Source organism: Peribacillus sp. SRI_006, assembly GCF_057586375.1.
On sequence record NZ_JBYCZT010000004.1, the window covers coordinates 164,710 to 186,411 of the forward strand.

Annotated in this window: 17 protein-coding genes; 1 reads left to right on the plus strand and 16 read right to left on the minus strand. The window is 42.8% G+C overall.

The genetic code is table 11. The features are described 5' to 3' along the window. Positions 1-72: 72 nt before the first annotated feature. The 13 genes from AC2YHV_RS06875 to pruA form a co-directional block, all read right to left on the minus strand. Positions 73-723 carry a phosphatase PAP2 family protein gene (locus tag AC2YHV_RS06875; protein WP_487372869.1) on the minus strand — a complete coding sequence of 217 codons (651 nt, stop codon included), beginning with the start codon at positions 721-723 and terminating at the stop codon, positions 73-75. Between the two features lie 304 nt (positions 724-1,027). Beyond that, positions 1,028-2,263 carry a cytochrome P450 gene (locus AC2YHV_RS06880; RefSeq protein WP_487372982.1) on the minus strand — a complete coding sequence of 412 codons (1,236 nt, stop codon included), beginning with the start codon at positions 2,261-2,263 and terminating at the stop codon, positions 1,028-1,030. A 736-nt stretch (positions 2,264-2,999) separates the two neighbouring features. Further along, positions 3,000-3,191 (minus strand): hypothetical protein, encoded by a 192-nt coding sequence (locus tag AC2YHV_RS06885; protein WP_487372870.1) that lies wholly within the window; start codon positions 3,189-3,191, stop codon positions 3,000-3,002. Between the two features lie 392 nt (positions 3,192-3,583). Next, a complete protein-coding gene (locus tag AC2YHV_RS06890; RefSeq protein ID WP_487372871.1) occupies positions 3,584-4,264 on the minus strand; it encodes a DUF975 family protein in 681 nt (226 codons plus the stop codon). Positions 4,265-4,923: 659 nt separating this feature from the next. Then, a complete protein-coding gene (locus AC2YHV_RS06895) occupies positions 4,924-6,378 on the minus strand; it encodes a YfcC family protein (protein ID WP_487372872.1) in 1,455 nt (484 codons plus the stop codon). 91 nt (positions 6,379-6,469) lie between these two features. Continuing rightward, complete coding sequence (locus tag AC2YHV_RS06900; protein ID WP_230135812.1) at positions 6,470-7,645, minus strand: M20 family metallopeptidase; 1,176 nt, start codon at positions 7,643-7,645, stop codon at positions 6,470-6,472. A 297-nt stretch (positions 7,646-7,942) separates the two neighbouring features. Beyond that, positions 7,943-9,568 carry an amidohydrolase gene (locus tag AC2YHV_RS06905; protein WP_487372873.1) on the minus strand — a complete coding sequence of 542 codons (1,626 nt, stop codon included), beginning with the start codon at positions 9,566-9,568 and terminating at the stop codon, positions 7,943-7,945. 94 nt (positions 9,569-9,662) lie between these two features. Next, positions 9,663-10,994 carry a branched-chain amino acid transport system II carrier protein gene (brnQ, locus tag AC2YHV_RS06910; protein WP_487372874.1) on the minus strand — a complete coding sequence of 444 codons (1,332 nt, stop codon included), beginning with the start codon at positions 10,992-10,994 and terminating at the stop codon, positions 9,663-9,665. A gap of 243 nt (positions 10,995-11,237) precedes the next feature. Beyond that, a complete protein-coding gene (locus AC2YHV_RS06915; protein ID WP_487372983.1) occupies positions 11,238-12,602 on the minus strand; it encodes a sigma-54 interaction domain-containing protein in 1,365 nt (454 codons plus the stop codon). A 258-nt stretch (positions 12,603-12,860) separates the two neighbouring features. Then, complete coding sequence (locus tag AC2YHV_RS06920; protein WP_048686804.1) at positions 12,861-13,115, minus strand: biotin/lipoyl attachment domain-containing protein; 255 nt, start codon at positions 13,113-13,115, stop codon at positions 12,861-12,863. A gap of 37 nt (positions 13,116-13,152) precedes the next feature. Beyond that, the gene (locus AC2YHV_RS06925) at positions 13,153-14,418 is read right to left on the minus strand and encodes a Glu/Leu/Phe/Val family dehydrogenase (protein WP_194719320.1); all 1,266 of its coding nucleotides are present in this window, start codon (positions 14,416-14,418) and stop codon (positions 13,153-13,155) included. Positions 14,419-14,440: 22 nt separating this feature from the next. After that, positions 14,441-15,634, minus strand: coding sequence for an ornithine--oxo-acid transaminase (locus tag AC2YHV_RS06930; protein WP_098866168.1), 1,194 nt, complete (start codon positions 15,632-15,634; stop codon positions 14,441-14,443). A gap of 18 nt (positions 15,635-15,652) precedes the next feature. Then, a complete protein-coding gene (gene pruA, locus AC2YHV_RS06935) occupies positions 15,653-17,200 on the minus strand; it encodes an L-glutamate gamma-semialdehyde dehydrogenase (RefSeq protein WP_487372875.1) in 1,548 nt (515 codons plus the stop codon). Between the two features lie 383 nt (positions 17,201-17,583). On the opposite strand from pruA, the gene AC2YHV_RS06940 reads away from it, so the two are divergent. Continuing rightward, a complete protein-coding gene (locus AC2YHV_RS06940; RefSeq protein ID WP_057276823.1) occupies positions 17,584-18,996 on the plus strand; it encodes a sigma-54 interaction domain-containing protein in 1,413 nt (470 codons plus the stop codon). Positions 18,997-19,595: 599 nt separating this feature from the next. Here the strand turns inward: AC2YHV_RS06940 and AC2YHV_RS06945 are convergent. Genes AC2YHV_RS06945 through AC2YHV_RS06955 form a run of 3 tightly spaced genes read right to left on the minus strand, consistent with a single transcriptional unit; the run spans position 19,596 to position 21,573 of the window. Continuing rightward, positions 19,596-20,282, minus strand: a complete 687-nt coding sequence (locus AC2YHV_RS06945; RefSeq protein WP_487372876.1) for an FMN-dependent NADH-azoreductase — start codon at positions 20,280-20,282, stop codon at positions 19,596-19,598. Positions 20,283-20,315: 33 nt separating this feature from the next. Beyond that, positions 20,316-21,164, minus strand: a complete 849-nt coding sequence (locus tag AC2YHV_RS06950) for a VOC family protein (protein ID WP_487372877.1) — start codon at positions 21,162-21,164, stop codon at positions 20,316-20,318. Positions 21,165-21,168: 4 nt separating this feature from the next. Next, entirely contained in the window at positions 21,169-21,573 is a 405-nt protein-coding gene (locus AC2YHV_RS06955) for a DoxX family protein (RefSeq protein ID WP_063575390.1), read from the minus strand. Positions 21,574-21,702: the final 129 nt, after the last annotated feature.

Here is a 21,702-nt window from a genome sequence, read left to right on the forward strand (position 1 = left end):
CCTAACTTTCTTGAATCAACAGCTGGCTTGTTACCTGCCGGCTGCTTATCTTGCAATAACCTTGCTCCTTTATTAACGATCTTTGTTCTTCCGCCGGTCTTGATACCTTTGGAAAAACCAGATGGAAATCGCAATCCAACAACCGCCCGCCAAATACCCGGCAATGATATCACTAGGATAATGGACCCCCAAGTATATTCGGCTAATACCGATCGAGAGGATCATCATCATGCTGAAAAGAATCAAGAGAATCCTTGCCCACCTAGCCGTAATGTGACGCCATAGCAGAAATGTAAGAATACCGTATAAAGAAAATGCATTCATGGCATGTCCACTCGGGAAACTGTATCCCCCTATATCGATGAGTCGATGTAAATCGGGTCGGGGGCGTTGAAAGAATAGCTTAACCATCAAATTGAGAAGAGGTGAACCCACGATGACTGCAGTGAATAAGACTAGTTCCAAACGATGCTTCAAAACCCTATATAAGAAAAACAAAATGACCAAGGAAAGGATGATCAGTGAAGCGGTTGAACCTATGTAAGTAAAGAACTTCATGATGTCCGTCAGCAGAGGGGACTCAATTCCCTGCACCAAGGAAATCACATCTTCATCAAATTTCAGGTATTCATTTGCACTTATTGTAAATGCCATGAAACTGAACCCGATTAAAGAAAGTACACTTATTATAAAGGCAATGGTTAATTGCTGCTTTAATTTCATGATAACATCCTTTCACTTATTAAAACTGTTTCATCTGGAAATTTCTATTTTATCATATCTTCTTCATTGCATGGTGGGGGTAATTGCTTCATCGCCCGCCAACCTAATTCGGGGAACATGCCTGGGCACAAAATTTTCTACTTTATCATACTACTCTATTCGTCATTGTCACCTCAACTTCAGGTTACTATAAGATTTCCTGCCGAACGTTTCAAGGAGCGGCAGGAACATATTTAACGCATACCATTCAACATGCAAAAAGAAAAAAACCTTATGCAGGTTAGGGCACAAGGTTTTTCGTTTTTTACATGCGGCTTGCCTTAAGCGGTAGTGAGGTCAAAGTTTGCCCTGTCGCTGAATCGGTAAGATTCTCTTCTAACTGGAACGATGGCACCGCTTCAATATGCTTGAATTTCTTCAGGAATGCAGTAAGCGCAATCTTCGCTTCCAGCCTGGCAAGCGGTGCTCCGAGGCAGAAATGAGGACCATTACCGAATGTGAGATGTTTCTTATTATTAGGGCGGTGGATATTAAGTGTGAAGGGGTCTTCAAACATCTCTTCGTCCATATTAGCTGCACTCATCCAAACAACCACATTATCCCCTTCTTTCAATTCCACTCCCAATAGATCGTTATCTTCCTTTACAGTGCGATCCAATTTAATAAGATTGAATCGGAAACGGAGCATTTCTTCGACCGCCTGCGGAACTAAATCCAGGTGTTCATGTAACTCTTGATAAACTTCTTTGTCATCATATAGCAGCGAATAAAAGCTATTGGCCAATAAATGACTGGTTGTCTCGACTCCTGCACCTAAAATCAGCATGGTCGTCCGGACAACCTCATCATCCGTAAACATTTCCCCATCCACTTCTGACTTCAATAAATCTGAGATGATATCATCCGCCGGGTTCAATCGTTTTTGCACAACAATCGGATACAAATACTGATAGTATTCTTTTGCTGCCACTTGCTTCAATTTATCTACTTCTTCTTGTTTTTCTCTATCAAAAGGAAGAAATAAGGTATCCACCCATTTCTTAAACAATAAACGATCTTTCGAGGGAACGCCCATCAAATCGGCCATGACAATGATCGGAAGCGGACTCGCCAATGATGCCACAATATCGATTTCCGTTTCCTCATCCATTTGTCCAATCAATTCATATGCAATTTCCTGAATGCGAGGTTCCCAGTTTTGAAGACTTCTAGGTGTGAATGCTGCTGCCAGCAGTGAACGGCGTTTTCTATGATCAGGTGGATCCGCTTCAGTGATTTGGATTTTATCAGGCACAGAACCTTCCTCACTATCCGTTCCAACCGATATCGTGGTCCGTTTCCGAACACTTGAAAAATGTTTATAATCACTGAGAACCCGCTTCACGTCTTCATATTTAAAAACATTCCACGTATCCGTTCCTTCGTGATAACTCACAGGGTCATTTTCTAACATCCTTTTACACCAAGCGTACGGGCTAAATTCCTCCGTCCTTGTTTTAAACCTAGTAATTTCTTTTACTGCAATAACTTCTTTCATGATACCGACTCCTCCCACTTCTCAAAAGTACCTAACAAAAGGACCGAATGTGAAGCATTCTCCAACTCCGTCGATTTGTTATAGGGCCGAGCATTCCTGATAGACTTTTTCAGCAAATCCTTAAATACACATCTATTCCATTATGAGGTAAAAAGCCGCAACAAACCATGCATCTTCCATACCAGCGGCCTTACATGAAATTTGCCCCACAATCCCGACACCCCTATGTAAAACTGCTTATTTTTTACAATTCCCTTTCTTTTTCTATTTTTTTATGTCTCTCAATTGATGCTAAAATCTACTACCCTTTTTTCAAATTTGGAGACAGTGCTTTCCACTAAGTTATTTCAGTATAAATTATTTTATAATTGCCGGAGTTGGTTGATCACGTTGCTTTCCGCGGGCGGTCCGGGAGCCTCCTCGGCGCTCTTGGCGCCTGTGGGGTCTCCCTTGGACACGCTTTTCCCGCAGGAGACTCTTACCTTCCGTTCAAATCAACTGGAACGTTTTTCAATTAATAAAAACTGCGACAACATAGGGTTCGGAATGGTTTCCTGCCGAATGCCCATCAAGCTATCACAGGTGATAACCATGATTTAAAATAAGGCTAGACTTTTTCACACTTTTATATAGGATTAAATATTATTTCTGAAATCAAGCTGTTTAAATAAAAAAACTGCAGGCAAACTCGCTTTTCTTCGAGTTTACCTGCAGCTTGAACGCCTGCACGATGCCGCCGTCAATTTTTTCCCCTTTTAATCAGTTCATGCAAATCATCCATTTTCTTTTCCATGATATCCAGTCTGGTTTTACGGTGCTTGATGGAACGGAAAAGGGATACGGTCCCAACGATGATCAGGATTAGAAATAAAAGGCAAAGCAATTGGTATACCAGATCCGCAATATTATACCCATTATTATACCCACTCACTATGTAATCCCCCTAAATGGCATTCTCAATATTCTATTATACACCAGGCAAAATGAACAATTTAACCTTTTTAAGGAGAATCGGGAATAAAAAACCGAGAGCCTTTTGCTACCGATTGCAGACTTTAGACAAAATCGATGAAAATCAAGTTTGTTTCAGTTTTTATGAGGGTTTATAAAACCTCGAACGTCGATTTCCACTCCAGGCACTCGCTTTCCGCGGGCGGTCCGGGAGCCTCCTCGGCGCCTTGCGCCTGCGGGGTCTCCCCTCGACGCGCTTTTCCCGCAGGAGTCTCGCACCTTCCATTCCAATCAACTATGTTTTGAAATTTTAGGTAAAACCACTTTTGTCTATAAATTTAAACCGATAGCCAAATGCTATCGGTTTATCTTTTATCCCTCTATTTGTTGATCATCGTCAATATCTTCTTGAGGTACAATCAATTCTTCATAGAATGCAGCCGTTGTTGTTCCTGCATAAGGAATCAACCATAGTAAACCAATTCCCAGCGTGAACATGCAAAGGATGCCCCACCCGATGAAGCTTAGGTGCATAAGGAAATACTTCCATTTCAAGCCCTTCATTCTTTTTCTGCTCTCTGTAATGGCTTCAAGCACCGTGTATTCAGGATGATCCTTCAATAGGAAAAACTGCTGCGAATAAGCGATGGCCTTGATGATACCCGGAATGATTAATAATAATGACCATAAAAAAATGAAAATTGCTTGTAGGATGGATGCCCCAATAAGCTTGAAAGAGGTTTTACCATCTTTATAGATAGCGAACACTTCTGGAATGCCAGGATTCCCTTCCCTAACTAAATTCAGGTAGAACCAAGTGGTTGAAATGGTAAGCGGGATTAAGGCAATGGAAAAGACCATGCTGAAGATATTGGACCATAACGGTGTGTCTTCCTGCATAAGCCATTCTGAAAAACCACCGCTTCCGATCACTTCGACAATTAAAGGAAAAATGAGGTTGATCAAGAACAACAGCAACATAAGCGAAACAGTTACTCCCCATTTACCTCCCAACGACTGAAGGGCTTTCCTCTTTAATTCTGAGATTCTCATACTCTGATTAACTCCCCTCTTTTAAACGGCGGAATTCTGAATGTTTCCTTTTTATTGTGAATTTGGATCAATTCAGAAAAAACGCCACTTATTTGATGTCAAAATCTCAATTTGTATTTAACATACTAGCTTCTAGTCGCGGGCTTAAATTCCTAGAAAGCGCACACGGATAGAGTCAACCGGTTTCGAGCAACCATGATCCACTCCTTTCTTGCCTTCGTATTGGCTTGTTTGTTCCATAAGAGTTTATGAAAGGAAATATAACAATATTCCCTCTATTACTTAAGCCTTATGAAATCCTCTGCTCCGGCAGGCCTTAAGGTGTTCAAAGGAAGCATTGCTCACTACATGCGAACTCATCAGATAAACATGCGTTTAAACAACTTAATGGCATCCATCATGGGACGGACAAATGGATTAATCGATCACGGTACTTTACTTTTGGAAGTTGTTCGAGGACTTCTGAAATGTTTTCCAATGCTTGGAAAAACCCTCAATAGTCTACTCGTCAATCGCAACTTTTCTTACCGATAGACATATCAAAAAACAAAAAAGGGGAATTCCCCCTTTTGAACTTCCATACTATTTAATTTTAAGAATTCAGCAAAAATTCCATTCCCTATCTATCAAACAGTATTTTGCCCATCTAAAACCTTTAATTATAAATTAGCCCCCCACCCTATAGATTGGGCAATAATTAGGGAAATTGCTGCTACTCCATACCAAATTAGCAGTAGTGGAGCAATGAAGCGAACCCATTTTGTATAAGGCACTTGAGCAATGGCCAATATGGCCATAAACAAACCGCTAGGGTAAAGGATGTTTGTAAAGCCGTCACCATACTGAAATGCCAGAATCGCTGTCTGCCTAGTGACTCCGAGTAAATCGGACAGCCCGCTCATAATAGGCATGGTAATCATAGCTTGTCCACTTCCAGATCCAACGAAGAAGTTAAATAGAGCTTGAAAGACCATCATCACTAGAGCAGCTATCTGACTTGGCATGGAACTCACCACTACGCTAATTCCATTTACAATCGTATCCAAAATATTCCCATTCTCAAGAATGACTGAAATGGCCCTTGATAGTCCGATAATCAATACACCTGGGAGCACTTTTTTAAATCCTTCATTAAATACTTCAGCAATAGTACTTGGATTGAGCCCATAAATTAAGCCGAGAACAATCCCCATAAATGCATACCAACCGCCAATTTGAGTGAAATACCAGCCCCAGTTCAGCAAACCATATATCATAACACCTATGCCAGCGAGCAAAAAGAGAATGGCAAAGATCTGCCTTTTTGAAGCTTTTTCTTCAGTTTGCTCATCACTATTAATATATAGAGCATCCAAACCATCTCCATATAAGTATCCGAGCGAGGCATTTTGCTCAATCTTTCGCGCATAACGCCAAACATACCAAATCCCGATTAATACGGTAATCACCATAAATATTGCCCGAAAACCAATTCCGGAGTATAGTGGCAACTCCATTAATGTCTGGGAAAGCCCGACTGTGGCAGGGGAAGTAAGTGCAACACTGAACCCAGCAGCCGTACTAACAAGCACCATCGCAGTGGCTGAGAACCGATCATAGCCTAGGTTCAACATTAACGGGATCATGATTGGTGCATACATAAGCCCCATCTCCATGGCCCCTGTAAATGCCGTAAAAGTAGCCATAGGAATCATCAATGCGGGGATGACCCATATACTTCTGTTTTGAAATGTCCGATTAATTCTTTGAATGCCCAAGGTTAGAAGTCCTGTGCGTTCAATAACACTGAACAGTGCCCCGATCATTAAACCACCAAAGATGATTTCACCTGCCTGAACCATCCCAGTAGGTATCGAAAACATTAAATCGAAAGGAGTCAAATTGGGAGCATCGACAAATTTAAACGTCCCCGGCACCAAAATTGGCGCTCCAGTCGGTCCTTCCACTCTTTCAAATTGACCTTTCGGCACAAACAATGTTGCAGCATAGCAAACCAAAAGCATGGTAACTAAAATAACATAGACATGTGGGAGCTTCAGCCACTTCTTTCCTGCTTTAGGCTTGTCTCCTCCGTTGATTTCATTTAATGTGACATTTTCGTTACGTATCCCCATCTCTTGCCCCTTTTCCCCATTCCAGTTTTTTATTTCATCGATATGCATTCAATTTTGTACGTTACAAGCAGCTAATTTTACCCAAGGTATTCTATACTAAAATCTTACATACAGCATTTATGAAAATGTTTACACCATATTCCATGGCGTCTTCATCAAAAGTAAAACGAGGATGATGGTGAGGATAAATAATCCCCTTTTCCTTATTACCAGCTCCAATTAAGAAGTAATTGCTCGGTGCTTTCTGTTGGAAAGCCGAAAAATCCTCAGCACCCATCTTCGGCCCTTGAAGATCAACAGCTTCTTCCCCATAGATCTCACGCACTGTTTCTTCTATAACCTTGGTTACTTCATCGTCGTTTATGACTGGTCGATAACCGGTTAGATATTTAAACTCATACGAGGCGCCATGTGCTTCCGTAATTCCTTTGATGACCCTTTCCATAAGAACTGGCGTGGATTCACGGAGTTTCAAATCAAAACTTCGGACCGTCCCGCTAATCTCTACGGAGTTTGCAATGACATTGGCCGCTTCCCCTCCAACGAACTTTCCGATGGAAAGAACCAAGTTGTCCAGCGGATCTGTATTGCGGGACACGATATATTGTAGATTCGTAACGACCTGGGCACCAATCGCGATGCTGTCAATCGTTTCATGGGGAGCAGAACCATGGCCGCCCTTTCCTTTAATGGTCAGAAAGAAACCATCCGGCGCGGCCATCATCGGTCCATACACGATGCCAACTTTCCCGACTTCAAAGGTGGACATGAGGTGTGCACCAATCACGATATCCACACCTTCCATAACGCCTGCATCGACCATTTCCTGCGCTCCCCCAGGAAAATACTCTTCGGCATGCTGAAAAAAGAAGCGGACTTCACCTTTCAGGCTATCTTTCATTCCGGAAAGGATTTTCGCCGTACCAAGAAGCATCGCCGTATGACCATCATGACCGCAAGCATGCATGACTCCTGGTGTGCGGGATTTAAAATCGAAAGAATTCTCTTCCTCAATCGGCAGCGCATCCATATCTGCACGGATGCCCAATGTTTTCCCCGGTTGGGAGCCAATCAAGCGGGCCATCACACTGTATTTTGTCGGACGTGTAACTTCCAAGTTTCCAAATGTCAAAAGGGTTTCGTATACGAATTGCGATGTCTTCTCTTCTTGATAAGATAATTCCGGATGCTGGTGAAGATGACGCCGCCAAGCAATCACATCTTCTCTTACACCTTTTATTTCCGGATATAACTTCAAACTTTGCATGACCATTTCCTCCTCAAATATGAACTATAAAATCTAACTATCTATTAAACCAGCAAGTTGTGTGCCAATTATTAATTTTCTGTAAATTAAGTTTCCCGCTCCTTGAAAAATAGGATTTCTGCTAGCCGTTTGCTCCTTATACTCGCAAACGGCAACATTGCTTCCAAGGCTTCCTCGCATGGAAGTGTAAATTTTTTTACCCTCTAGCGTAAAATTTTTTTTACTATCATGGAACATCCGCACCAAGAAATTGAAAGGGACGAAAAGGAAATCTTCCCCTTTTCGTCCCTATATCTTCTATTTATTTATCGCCGTTTCTTTTTGATAAACCAAAGTACCACCCATATAGGTTTCTTCCACTGTAATCCTATCGATTACCTCCGGCCTGATCGCCAAAATATCTTGGTCAAGCACAATGAAGTCTGCATGATAGCCCGGAGTGAGCTGCCCGACATCCGGGATTCTCGTTATCTCCTGAGCGGCCCGTGTGTAAAGTGTAATCGCGGTGGGAACATCTACACGCTGATCCTGACCGGTGTCCGTACCGTCATAGGCAATTCGCGTGACGGCTGCCTTGATTCCAACGAACGGATTGACCGGATCGACCCATGCCGTTGCAGGTGCATCGGAAGAGAAAGCCAGTTTAATGCCTGCTTCCAACATGGATTGGATGGGGTAGGTTTGCTTCAAACGTTCTGCACCAAGATTTTTAATGTAGCTTTCGATTTCGGCATATAAGAAGATTGGTTGCGGAACAAAAGCGATCCCCGTTTCAGCTGCACGCTGAAGTGCTTGCTTTGTAGGCATGGCAGCATGTTCAATCCTTATCGATGGGCCATCCTCAATCCATCCCGTTTTTCCGTAAAAGGTATTCACGATCATATCGATCGCTTGCTCCCCCATGGCATGTATGACCAATTGAATATTGTTTTGCCTGGCTGCCTCAGCTGCACTTAACAACTCTGCCTCTGATGTCATCTGGATGCCATGGTTCTTTTCTTCTCCTAAAAACGGCGGATCGACCCACGCCGTTTGCCCCGACACGCTGCCATCCGAGAATAACTTGACCCCGCCTATATGATTCTGGCTTTCTCTGTTTGTTTTACCCTTATCCAGGATCATATCCTTCTTCATATCTTCCCAAATATAGTATAAAACCGTACGTTGCTTTAAACCCTTTTCGCTCGCAGCCCTATACAAATCCAAGTAATCGATCGGCTTGGTCCTTGCCAGGAGTTCAGTGATTGCCGTAATCCCATGTGATAATAATTTGGGACTCAGTTCGGCGAGAGTATCTGTTTCCTCTTCGAATGTTTGGACCGGCATCACTTTATTGACCAGTTCTTTTGCATTTTCCCGTAATATTCCGGTCGGCTCCCCTTCCGAATCCCTGTCAATCTCCCCTCCTGCTGGATTTGGGGTGTCCTTTGTGATTCCCGCCAATTCCAATGCCTTGCTGTTCACGGCAATTATATGGCCGCAGGTCCGGGTTATGACAACAGGGATTTCCGTCGTCGCCCTATCCAGATCATGGCGGGAAGGGGACCGTCCTTCCGTCAATTTCCCTTCATCATATCCCCAGCTTTCAATCCAATCCCCTGAATTCCGGGATTCACATTGTTCACGAACGGCTTTGATCAAATCCTCAATCGATTCAACGACAGGGGGCATACATGGAATTTGCTTGGCTGCCTTAGCTAAAAATAGCGGATGCAGATGTGCATCAATTAATCCGGGAAGCACCCGCCGCCCTAGAAGGTCGATCCGTTCCCCAATCATTCCGTCTGTCTCTGACTGTTCTCCAACCCACTCGATGCGTCCATTACGAACAACCATGGCACTTGCATAAGGTTGTTTTAGATTCGAAGTGAATATTTTTCCATTTATATAAATAACATTCATATTTCGTTTATTCGCATTCATACTTTCCCTCTCCTTAATAAGTAAAATCAACATGATGAACGTGGAAACTTCCCTTCACCCTTCCATATTTACACCTTATGCCATTTCCCAACATTTAAGATGAATGGTTTTCACCAGTCATGGAGCTTGAAGAAATTTCCTGAGCCTGTTTTCCGTGTATGAGCGTTCCCGCAACGAATCCCAGTATGGCTGGAATGAGCCATGCAAACCCATTTGCACTGAATGGAATGATGGAAATGAAATCATTCATGAATCCCATATGGATACCGATGCTATCCAATGTTTCGCATAAACTGATGATGAAAGTGGCCAGGACCGACCCCTTATAGGCACCCGCGTTTGGGATGTACCTGCGGAAAACGCCAAGTAAGACAATCACGATCGAAACAGGGTAAATTCCCATGAATAGCGGTACGGAATAGTCGATGATCTTTTCGACACCCATTAGCCCCATCAACACTCCAGTGGCACAAACGACGATTACCCAATTGCGGTAACTCACTTTTTGTTTTGTCAGGCCGCTAAGGAAATCTGCAATTGAAGCGGTTATTCCAATTGAGGTGGTAAGGCACGCTAATGATACCGCTATAGCCAATGCAATGGTGCCGTAATCCCCAAGCAGTTTATAAACCAGGCCCGTCACCAGCTGCGCACTCTCCATTTCAGATGGGAATAATCCGCTTCCTGTAGCACCGATATATAGAAGCCCTCCGTATATGATGAGCAATCCCAAACCAGCCACTATGGTTCCATTCATGACCACTTGCTTCATTTTGGAAGGTTCCGCATATCCTTTAGCTGCAATCGAGCCAATGAAAACCGAGGCACAAAGAAGGCCCGTAAACACGTCACCGGTCTGATAAGCACTAAAAAGCGAGTGGCCAAACGGATTTTGGATTTCCGTATTTACTGGCGCCCCCAATGGATCGAATATGCCTTTGATGACGATAAAAAGAAGAATGGCGAACAGAGCAGGCGTTAGCACTTGTCCGACTTTATCAATGAGATTAGATCGATCGCTGGCAAAATAAAAATTCAATCCAAAGAAAACGACCATCGTCACGAAAGAAGGTACATTCGGGAATAACGTATGAACCCCCATCTCATGGGTTGTGGCGGCCGTCCTGGGTACAGTGACGAGCATCGCAATCCCAATCATGACGACCAGATTGAATACCTTATAAAACCAGGGGCTGATCGGCCTTGTCAGTTCTTCAAATTTCCCTTTTGAATTCAGGACCGCCACAACACCCAGTATAGGGAGTACAATTCCCGTAAGAATGAAGCCCGCTAGCGCCGGAAGCCAATCCGACCCTGATGCAAGTCCGATCGACGGAGGAAAAATGAGATTGCCAGCCCCAAAAAACACCGCAAATAAAGCAAAACCAAAAATAAGGCTGTCACGTACTATCTTATTTGTATTCATCCATTCACCTCTATTTTTTTATCACTCAATGAAACCATCTATTAATACGCCTATCAGTTAAGAAAGCAAATTCCGTGCCAGTCTTAACAATATTTTAATTATTTTTAACATTCCTGGCATATACCCTTGCACACAAGGCAAAAAAGGGTCACGATTCTATTTAAGCATATAGAATCGTGACCCTTTGATTATCCAAATCGATTAAGAGGTGGTGAAAAATTTCCCTCTAGCGTAAAAAAATTTTTACCGCAATTTATGTTTTTCCATTTTATATTTCAATAATTGTTTGGAGATACCAAGCTGTCTGGCAGATTCTGCAATTTTCCCATTCGTATTTTTTAACTGACGCACAATGATCTCTTTTTCATATTGTTGAACCGCATCTTTTAAGGAATCCACATGAGGACTGTTGTTTTCAGCCATTGGAGCTTCTGTATAATCCCTGATTCTTCCAGGAATATCATCAAGGGTGATTTTACTGGACTGGACATGATTATATGCCGTCTCGACCGCATTTTTCAATTCCCTGATATTCCCTGGCCATGGATAACTTTTGAAGCATTGGAGCACTTCTTCCTGAACATCGTCTATAAATACATTCATCGTATTGTTGTAAAAATTCAGATAATTATCGACAAGGACTTCTATATCCTCTTTTCTTTCCATCAAGTTTGGCAAGTCAATCTGTACGACACCAATTCTATAGAATAAATCTTCCCGCAACCGTTTCTCCGCCAGTAAAATATCCGGTACCTCATTCGTTGCTGAAATCACCCTAATGTCCAAGCGGATATTTTTCTTCCCGCCCAGTCTCCTGATCGTTTTCTCTTCAATCGCCTTCAGGAGCTTCACCTGAAGATTCATATCCAGGGAATTGATTTCATCCAGAAATAAAGTCCCGCCTTCCGCCTGTTCGAATAGACCCGGCATGTCTTCCGCCCCGGTGAAGCTCCCTTTATTCGTACCAAACAAAGTGCTTTCCCATAGACTGGCAGGAACCGCACTGCAGTTAAGTGAAATGAAGGGCTTTCCAAAACGATCGCTTAAATTATGGATCGCCTGGGCGATAAGCTCTTTCCCTGTGCCCGTTTCCCCAACGATCAAAACATTTGAGGTCGTTCGCGCAATTCTTCCAAGTTTATCTTTAATGCTTTCCATTTTAGGGTTAACCGTGATAATATCGTCGACCGTATAAACGGTATTATTTCTCCTGAAGATTTTATGGCTCGAATATTTGTCCAAGTATTGGATGGCATCCTTGGAAAAGAAACGCTTAGAGAATTCTACGGCCCCAATGATTTTACCGTTCTCGGCTATCGGATATGTGGAATTGATCGTTTCGATGACCTCCCCCGTTTTGGTGATCATCTCTTGTTTTATATTACATAACGGTTTTCCCGTCCTTAACACATTCATCAGCGTACTATTTTCGTTCGTGATGTTTTTATAAAAGGAAGTGACACTCTTCCCCATGAATTCTTCCGGCCTTATCCCAAGCTCCATAAGGACATTTAAATCTGCCATATCATAAAAAATGATCATCCCTTTATCATCTACGACCAAAACATTATCAAAATCGGATAATCGCCTGAATATATCCACATCCATATTCAACCTTCCAGCCTCCTCCCGACTTTACAAAATCCTGACAAGCCTCCGCAGATCGGTCCATTCACTTATTACTTCTTGGTTAGGATCTGCTTGGTGCATTGTCCAATCATTCTGATATTTTACCATGAAACAGGGCGTTTTTTCTTTTCAAACTTTTTCCTGGCTTTGTCACCGCCTTATAAATGATCACAACAAAAAAAAGAGCATCCCAAAGCAGAAATCGCTTCCGCCTTTGGAACACCCTCTTTCCTATAATCAATCAGAGCCAGTTATAACAAAATCGTCTTGGAGCAAAGCTAAAGGAAGCTTTCTATTAATAGGATCCCCTGCCGAAACATTAATTTCAGTAATGTGACCACTGGCACCTATTGAAACATCAATCAATTTCCCATCTTCCGTCTTCACTAAAAAGAGCCTTTCCCATTCATAAACATAGGAATCCTTTTGAACGTAAACTTGTTCGACGGTCCCATCTTGAGCACACTCGATGGTATGAATCGGTTTTAACACGGAATCACTCCTCCACTCCCCATTATTAGACTATAGCTTATACCCAGCCGCGGAATATCGAGGCTTCTGCCATTTTTCTGACACCCACCATATACGCTGCCAGCCTCATATCCACTTTTCTCGTCTCGGACATTTCATATATTTGATTAAATGAGTTGACCAATAACGCTTTTAATTTGGTTTGGACCTCTTCATCTTCCCAATAATAACCTTGATTATTTTGAACCCATTCGAAGTAAGAAACTGTCACACCGCCTGAACTTGCCAATACATCAGGTACGAGAAGCACATTGCGTTCCGTCAAGATCTTGGTTGCCTCCAATGTGGTAGGTCCATTCGCGGCCTCTACGACAATTTGGGCTTTGATAAGATGTGCATTTTCTTTGGTGATTTGATTGGAAATGGCAGCAGGCACTAAAATATCACAATCTTGTTCCAGAAGCTCCTGGTTGGTGATTGTATGATCGAATAGTGTCGTTACCGTTCCAAAGCTATCCCTTTTATCAAGTAAGTAATCGATATCCAGACCCTCAGGTTTATAGATGGCACCATATGCGTCCGATATGCCAATCACTTTCGCACCTGCATCATGCATGAATTTGGCCAAAAAGCTTCCTGCATTCCCAAACCCTTGGACGATGATGCGTGCACCTTTCAATTCTATGCCCTTACGCTTTGCCGCTTCCTCGATACAGATGGTGACACCTTGTGCAGTCGCCTTTTCCCTGCCGTGTGAACCGCCCAGTACCAGTGGCTTACCTGTAATGAAACCTGGAGAATCGTGTTCTCTTATTCTACTGTACTCGTCCATCATCCATGCCATGATTTGTGAATTCGTATAAACATCCGGGGCCGGGATATCTTTAGTCGGCCCCACTATTTGGCTGATTGCCCGAACGTATCCACGGCTAAGCCTTTCCAATTCACCGATTGACATTTGGCGCGGATCACAGATGATGCCGCCTTTTCCTCCGCCATATGGCAGATTCACGATTCCGCATTTCAAACTCATCCACATTGAAAGTGCCTTGACTTCTTCCTCATCGACTTCAGGATGAAAACGGATTCCACCTTTCGTCGGACCGACAGCATCGTTGTGCTGGGCACGGTATCCAGTGAAAATCTTCGTCGAATTGTCATCCATCTTAATTGGAATCCGGACGGTAAGCATCCGTAGAGGTTCCTTCAAAAGCTCGAACACTTCTTCAGAATAGCCAAGCTTATTCAGCGCCTCCTTGATTACGACCTGTGTTGAATCAAGCAAGCTGGCAGTTTCTTTTTCTTCTTTGATTGTTGTACTCAATGGAATTCACCTCATAGGTATATTAGGATAAAACTTTTTTGATGCGTTCGATTGCCCAATCCAAGTCTTCTTTAGTAATCACTAATGGCGGAGCAAAACGGATAACTGTATCATGTGTTTCTTTACATAGCAGTTTTTCTTCTTTAAGCTGCTCACAATAAGGTCTTGCTGCTTCTGTTAATTCGACTCCGATGAATAAGCCTCGGCCGCGGATATCTTTAATCATTGGATTCTTGATTTCTTTTAAACGATCCATAAAGTATTGCCCAAGCTCCAATGAACGTTCCGCAAGCTTCTCTTCTTCAAGGACTTCCAATGAAGCGATGGAAACCGCACATGCCAATGGATTGCCGCCGAATGTAGAACCATGGGAACCAGGATTGAATACGCCAAGGATTTCACGGTTCGCAGCTACGCAAGAGATTGGGAAAACCCCGCCGCCAAGCGCTTTACCTAAAATGTACATATCCGGAACTACTCCATCCCAGTCAGAGGCGAACATTTTTCCTGAACGTCCAAGTCCTGACTGAATTTCATCAGAAACGAATAGGACATTATTTTCTTTACATAAGTCGTAAGCTTCTTTTAAGAATCCTTGTGGCGGAATGATGATTCCCGCTTCACCTTGAATCGGTTCGATTAAAAATCCAGCCGTTTGCGGTGTAATCGCTTCTTTCAATGCATCAAGATCGCCGTAAGGGATAAGCTTGATCCCAGGCAGCATCGGTCCAAAGCCCCTTCTATATTCATCATCGGATGACAAGGACACGGCTGCCATCGTACGGCCATGGAAGTTCCCGATACAAGCAATGATTTCAGCTTGGTTTTCTGCAATTCCCTTAACATCATAGCCCCAGCGTCTAACAGCTTTGATGGCTGTTTCAACGGCTTCAGCACCTGTATTCATAGGCAGTGCCATGTCTTTTTGCGTAATGCGTGAAACCATTTCATACCATGGTCCTAATTTATCACTATGGAATGCACGGGATGTCAATGTTACGCGATCAGCTTGTTTTTTTAATTCGTCGATGATTTTCGGATGCCTGTGGCCTTGATTCACTGCTGAATAGGCACTAAGCATATCCATATATTTGTTGCCTTCAGGATCTTCCACCCAAACTCCTTCTGCCTTCGAAATGACGATTGGAAGTGGATTATAATTGTTTGCACCATATTGTTCAGTTTGCTCGATTAATTTTTCCGTTAAAGTTGTCATGTTGATTCCCCCTAAAATTTATAGCGTTTCAGATGTTGTTTTACCTTGAAGATGAAGAACTAAATAATCAGGACCGCCCGCTTTTGAATCTGTACCTGACATATTGAATCCGCCAAATGGCTGGTATCCTACAATGGCACCAGTACAGCCGCGATTGAAGTACAAGTTACCTACGTGGAAATCCTCACGCGCTTGTTCGATATGTTCAATGTTGTTAGAAATGACTGCACCCGTTAATCCATAATCCGTGTTATTGGCAATCTCGATTGCATGATTGAAATCTTTTGCCTTACAGAATGCAACAACCGGTCCGAAGATTTCTTCTTTCATGACACGTGCGTTCTCATCCACATCGGCAATGATAGTTGGCTGGATGAAGAAACCTTTTGAATTGTCTCCTTCTCCCCCTGTAACAATTTTCCCTTCTTCTTTACCGATTTCAACGTAGCTCATGACTTTATCGAAAGCTGCTTGATCGATGACAGGACCCATGAAGTTGTTTAGATCTGTTGGTTCCCCGATCGTTTTTTCTCTCGTTAATTCAATGGCACGATTCAAGACTTGGTCATATACATCTTCCACTATGACAGCACGTGAACAAGCAGAACATTTTTGACCGGAGAATCCGAATGCAGAAGCGACGATTGATTGTGCCGCCAATTCCAGATCAGCCTCTTTATCAACAACGATCGTATCTTTACCGCCCATTTCAGCGATGACACGTTTTAACCAGATTTGGCCTTCATGTACTTTTGCCGCACGCTCATAAATACGGATACCGACATCACGAGATCCGGTAAAGCTGATGAAACGTGTACGAGGATGATCTACCAAATAATCGCCTACTTCGGCACCGCTTCCTGGAATGAAGTTCACAACTCCTGCAGGCATGCCCGCTTCTTCCAGCACTTCGATGAATTTAGCTGCAATGACCGGTGTTGTACTGGCCGGTTTCAATAGGACCGTATTACCTGAAACAAGAGCAGCCGTCGTCATGCCTGCCATGATCGCAAACGGGAAGTTCCAAGGTGAGATGATGACACCGACACCAAGCGGAATATAACTGAAAGCATTGTGTTCAATCGGACGGCTTTCCACTGGCATGCCGTCTTTAAGCTTCAGCATTTGACGTGCATAGTATTCCATGAAGTCGATCGCTTCCGCTGTATCTGCATCCGCCTCATTCCAAGGCTTCCCTGCTTCTTTAACCAATAGAGCCGAGAAATAGTGTTTTCTTCTGCGAACGATTGCTGCAGCCCTGAATAAAATGTTTGCGCGCACTTCCGCTTTCGTTTTTCTCCAAGTTTGGAATGTCTTATCTGCCGCTTGCATCGCTTGCTCAGCAAGATCTTTATTTGCTTTGGATACGGTTCCGATAACTTCTTCTTTATTTGCTGGGTTTACAGAGGTAATGACTTCATCAGTAAACACTTTTTCACCATTAATGATCAGCGGGTATTTCTTACCTAGATCATTAGCTACATCATTCAATGCCGCTTGAAAAGCTTTATTGTTTTCTTCGATTTTAAAATTAGTAAATGGTTCGTGTTTATATGTTTGGACCATTATGTCTCATCTCCCTAAGTTTATGTTTTTTACTTCTCCCTTAATTAAACAAGCAAGTTCCGTGCCAACTTTTCATTTTTTCGAAAAAATAATGTTTTTTCTTGAAAAATGCAATGAAATTCAGCACTTTAAGGGCAAAATTGACATAGTATGCCATTATTTTTTGCTCTAATCCCTATTTTTGTCGCTTAAACCTTACACTTTTTATTAATGCAAATTTCATGCCAACTTGAAAAACCATAAAAAACAGCATTTTTGCCCTTTTTCCGCAAAATATTTTTGCACTTCGATGCAAAATAATCTTGCTGTGCAAATTTTATTTGCGCCTTTGCTTCAATTCCTCTACAATAGCTCTAAGAAAAGAAGAAAAACGGGAGGCATTCATGAATTTAGATCAAATCATTAAAATAGATGGTTTCCAATCCATCCTCTATTCGCTTGTGGATGTAATCGATACAGGGATACATATAATCGATATAAAAGGGCGGACGATTGTATATAACAAGAAAATGGCAGAAATCGAAGGAATGGATTCAGAAGAAGTGTTAGGGAAGAAGATTCACGAAATCTTTAAATTCAAGGAAGAAACGGAGAGTACATTAATAAGGGCACTTCATTCGGGGAAGACAACCGAGAACTCGAAGCAGACCTACTTCAATAATCTTGGTCAGGAAATTACAACAATCAATAATACGTTTCCGATTTTGGATCAAAAGCAAAATATCATCGGGGCCATTGAAGTGGCAAAGGATATAACGAATCTGGAAAGAATCATTAAAGATAATATATTGAATAAGGGCGATACTAAATATACCTTTGACAGCATCATCGGAACGAGTGAAAATTTCCTGGAAGTGATAGAAAAGTGCAAGCGCTCGACCAGGACGGCATCCTCCATCCTCATCGTTGGGGAAACGGGCACCGGAAAAGAGCTCTTCGCCCAAAGCATCCATAATGGCAGCAGCCGTTCGACACAACCTTTCATCAGCCAAAACTGTGCTGCCCTGCCAGACAGTCTAATTGAAGGAATACTCTTCGGCACAAAGAAAGGCGCCTTCACCGGATCGATCGAACGGCCTGGATTATTCGAACAGGCACAGGGCGGTACCATCCTGCTAGATGAAATCAACTCATTAAATCCGAACATGCAAGCGAAATTATTACGGGCCCTTCAAGAAAGGACGATTCGCCGCGTTGGGGATACTAAGGATAAACAAATTGACGTTAGGGTCATTGCAACGATAAATGAAGATCCGATAGATGCCATTTCAAATGACCATTTACGAAAGGATTTATACTACCGATTAAGTGTCGTTTCGTTATTCATCCCGCCTCTTCGTGAACGGAAAGAGGATATTCCTTTGCTGGCGCAATCCTTCATCGAGAAATTCAATGCGCTGTTCGAATTGAATATAGAAGGGATCAGCGAAGAAGTCTACTCGCTTTTTTATGATTACGACTGGCCCGGGAACGTAAGGGAACTTGAACATATCATTGAGGGGGCCATGAATTTAATGGAGCCTGGCGATACAAAGATTGCCATCACCCACCTTCCGGCTCTATTTAGGAAGAAAGCCCATTTGGAAGACATTCATCCCGGAAGAAAAGAGACTCATGCAAATGGAGATTTACAGGATTCGACCTTATCTCTTGATGATTATATCGCCAATACTGAAAAGCAATACTTGGAGAAGATATTGAAGGAACATGGCATGAATATCTCCCAAGCAGCCAAGGCCCTGAATATTAGCCGCCAAAGCCTTCAATACCGTTTGAAAAAGTATCAGGTCAAATAATAACAAATAACATCATCCCTGCACAAAGAAGGCCCCCATTAGTATGGAGGGCCTTCAGTTTATCGGCGGAAGGGAAGCGGGTTTAGGAAGTTGATCTCAACTCCAGGCACTCGCTTTCCGCGGGCGGTCCGGGAGCCTCCTCGGCGCTCCTTGCGCCTGTGGGGTCTCCCTTGGACTCGTTTTTCCCGCAGGAGTCTCGAACACCCGCTCCAATCAAATGGAATATTTTTTATAAAAACTGTAGGTTGGTCACATTTCGAATCCCTAACAAGAATTTAACGAGGAAATGATTACAATGAATTTAAAAAAAGAGTTGGTTATACTCCATGATTTTGTATTCATTTATATGGGATTAACCCTCATTGAAGAAATTTGCGACACTCCTGCCGAATAACTGGCTAGCCGAGACCCCGCAGACGCTTGCTTTGATGCGGCTTGGCAGACAGTCTACGGAAAGGGAGCGGGTTTCTGAAATCAGCTGAAATGTTTTTCAAATAAAAAACAGCAGGCAAAGTCGCTTTCCATGAATTTGTCTACAGTCTAAAGGCCCCCATTGATATGGAGGCCTTTCTTTGCCTGCTATTCTTTTCACTTTGCAATCAGAATGCTTCAGCCGCTTTTGCAACGTTTTCCAAACCATCCGCGATGATTTTTTGTGACCGATCCGGATACTGATTATGGCCTTCAATGACCACGGTCTCCGGATTGTTAATACCCCATAGACTAATGATATTTTTCACTAAACTCACGGCCATTTCAGCGGAAGCCATTCCTTCTAATGCATAATCAGAACCGCGGGCATTCAATAACATGACTTTTTTATCTCCAGCATACCCGACAGGACCTTCCGCCGTATAATTGAACATTATTCCTGCTTGTGCCAAATAAGAAAGATAGGTGATTAACGGTGCAGGAACCGTTGAGTTCCATAGAGGGAAAGCGAATACCACTTTATCCATGGCCATGAATTGATTTAAATATTGGTCAACCAGTTTTGCGGCATTTTCCTCTTCAGCTGTCAGTTCAAGACCTTGGTTGCGTTTATATAGTCCGGTAATCGCCGTATTTCCGTAGTAAGGAAGCTCTTCTTTAAATAAATCCAGCTCGGTCACTTCATCCGCACGGTGTGTCTCTTTATATGTTTGTAAGAAAGTGTCATACATTTTCGAGCTGATTGCCTGATCTGCTGGACGATCGTTCACTTTCACGAATAACACTTTTGTCCTTTTCCCATTCTCTTCTGCCGCGGCTTCTTTATTTCCAAATAATCTGCTTAAGAATCCCATTATCCTCTCACCATTGCTTTCTGATTATAATATTTAGACGATTAAATGAATCTCATTGCCTGATGGATCTGTTACAGTGAAAAACCCTTCTTTTTTCGTGACGACAGCCCCGATTCCTTCCAGTTGCTCCGTTACTTTGTTTCTCGCTTCTTCATCTGCATAAACGAGTGTATACCAGTTTAGCCCCACACTATTTTCCTTCGGGGCAGGGGCACCAACGCCATTCCATGTGTTCAATCCGATGTGATGATGATATCCGCCGGTTGAAGTAAAGAGCGCTCCTCCATATCGATTCACGACGCTAAACCCAAGACCTTGCATGTAAAACTCCTCCGTTTTACGTAAATCCGCTACATGCAGATGTATATGCCCCATCAAGGTACCAGCAGGCAGTTTGCTCCACTCACCATCGCTTTCTTTCAGCAGGTCATTCCCATCCAACGGATCCGTGCCCATTTCGACCTCCCCGCCTGCCCATCTCCAATCAGCTGATGGCCGGTCAGAGTATACTTCGATGCCATTTCCATCCGGATCGGTGATGTACAGCGCTTCACTCACTTCATGATCCGCCGCTCCAAATGGATATTTCGTTTGAAGTAAATGGCGTAAAAAAATCGATAAGTCGGCACGGGTAGGCAGCAACAGGGCAAAGTGATATAAGCCCGTCGTCCGCCCTTCTTTCGGAATCACATCCGCAGGCTGCTCAAGTGTCAGCAACGGGGTTTTTCCGTCTGTCGTCAAAACAGCATTCCGGTCGGTTTTCTTCAATACTTGAAGACCGATGATTTCTTGATAAAACAGAATGGCCTTATTCAAATCCAAAACATTAATACTCACTTCGCCAACAAAGGTAATTGGTTTTTGATGAAAATTTTTATCCATATTGTCACTTCCCTTTTTTATTGAAAATCACATAATCCAAAGAAAGAACCGTGCGGTTTGCACACGCTAGATAGACAGACATGGCAAGCAGTGCCAAGTCCAGTTCGTAACCCGCCGCTTGCCCGTTTCCAAGAAAACCGGCAGGCAATTTAGCCGTGAAAATCGCCCCCGCCATAATGACCGCAAATAGGACGGATACGATTCGTGTTCCCAAACCCAGTATAACCGCAAGTCCTCCAATCAATTCGATTCCTGCAACGATGTATGCCATGAAGCCAGGAATGCCAAGGCTATCGAAAAATCCCGCTGTATTTCCTATGCCCCCTTGAAACTTTGAAACGCCGTGAATGAAAAAAGTAAGACCTAAAATCACCCTTAAAAAAACTTGACCTGCATCATTTTTATTCATGTATGAATTCTCCTTTTTGTTGGTTACTTTATGTAAGTAATTATATTTTTATAAGCTTATAATGTCAAGTAAGTTTATTGGAATTCATTTTTTTACCTAAAAAAAACGAATTGCCGAAAGCAACTCGTT

Coding starts and splice junctions, on each gene's coding strand:
- AC2YHV_RS06930 (WP_098866168.1), bottom strand. CDS start 15,634: ATGACAACTTTAACGGAAAAATTAATCGAGCAAACTGAACAATATGGT.
- AC2YHV_RS06955 (WP_063575390.1), bottom strand. CDS start 21,573: ATGAATAAAAATGATGCAGGTCAAGTTTTTTTAAGGGTGATTTTAGGT.
- AC2YHV_RS06890 (WP_487372871.1), bottom strand. CDS start 4,264: ATGAGAATCTCAGAATTAAAGAGGAAAGCCCTTCAGTCGTTGGGAGGT.
- AC2YHV_RS06895 (WP_487372872.1), bottom strand. CDS start 6,378: ATGGGGATACGTAACGAAAATGTCACATTAAATGAAATCAACGGAGGA.
- AC2YHV_RS06875 (WP_487372869.1), bottom strand. CDS start 723: ATGAAATTAAAGCAGCAATTAACCATTGCCTTTATAATAAGTGTACTT.
- AC2YHV_RS06905 (WP_487372873.1), bottom strand. CDS start 9,568: ATGAATGCGAATAAACGAAATATGAATGTTATTTATATAAATGGAAAA.
- brnQ (WP_487372874.1), bottom strand. CDS start 10,994: ATGAATACAAATAAGATAGTACGTGACAGCCTTATTTTTGGTTTTGCT.
- AC2YHV_RS06950 (WP_487372877.1), bottom strand. CDS start 21,164: ATGGATAAAAATTTTCATCAAAAACCAATTACCTTTGTTGGCGAAGTG.
- AC2YHV_RS06940 (WP_057276823.1), top strand. CDS start 17,584: ATGAATTTAGATCAAATCATTAAAATAGATGGTTTCCAATCCATCCTC.
- AC2YHV_RS06900 (WP_230135812.1), bottom strand. CDS start 7,645: ATGCAAAGTTTGAAGTTATATCCGGAAATAAAAGGTGTAAGAGAAGAT.
- AC2YHV_RS06945 (WP_487372876.1), bottom strand. CDS start 20,282: ATGGGATTCTTAAGCAGATTATTTGGAAATAAAGAAGCCGCGGCAGAA.
- AC2YHV_RS06915 (WP_487372983.1), bottom strand. CDS start 12,602: ATGGATGTGGATATATTCAGGCGATTATCCGATTTTGATAATGTTTTG.
- pruA (WP_487372875.1), bottom strand. CDS start 17,200: ATGGTCCAAACATATAAACACGAACCATTTACTAATTTTAAAATCGAA.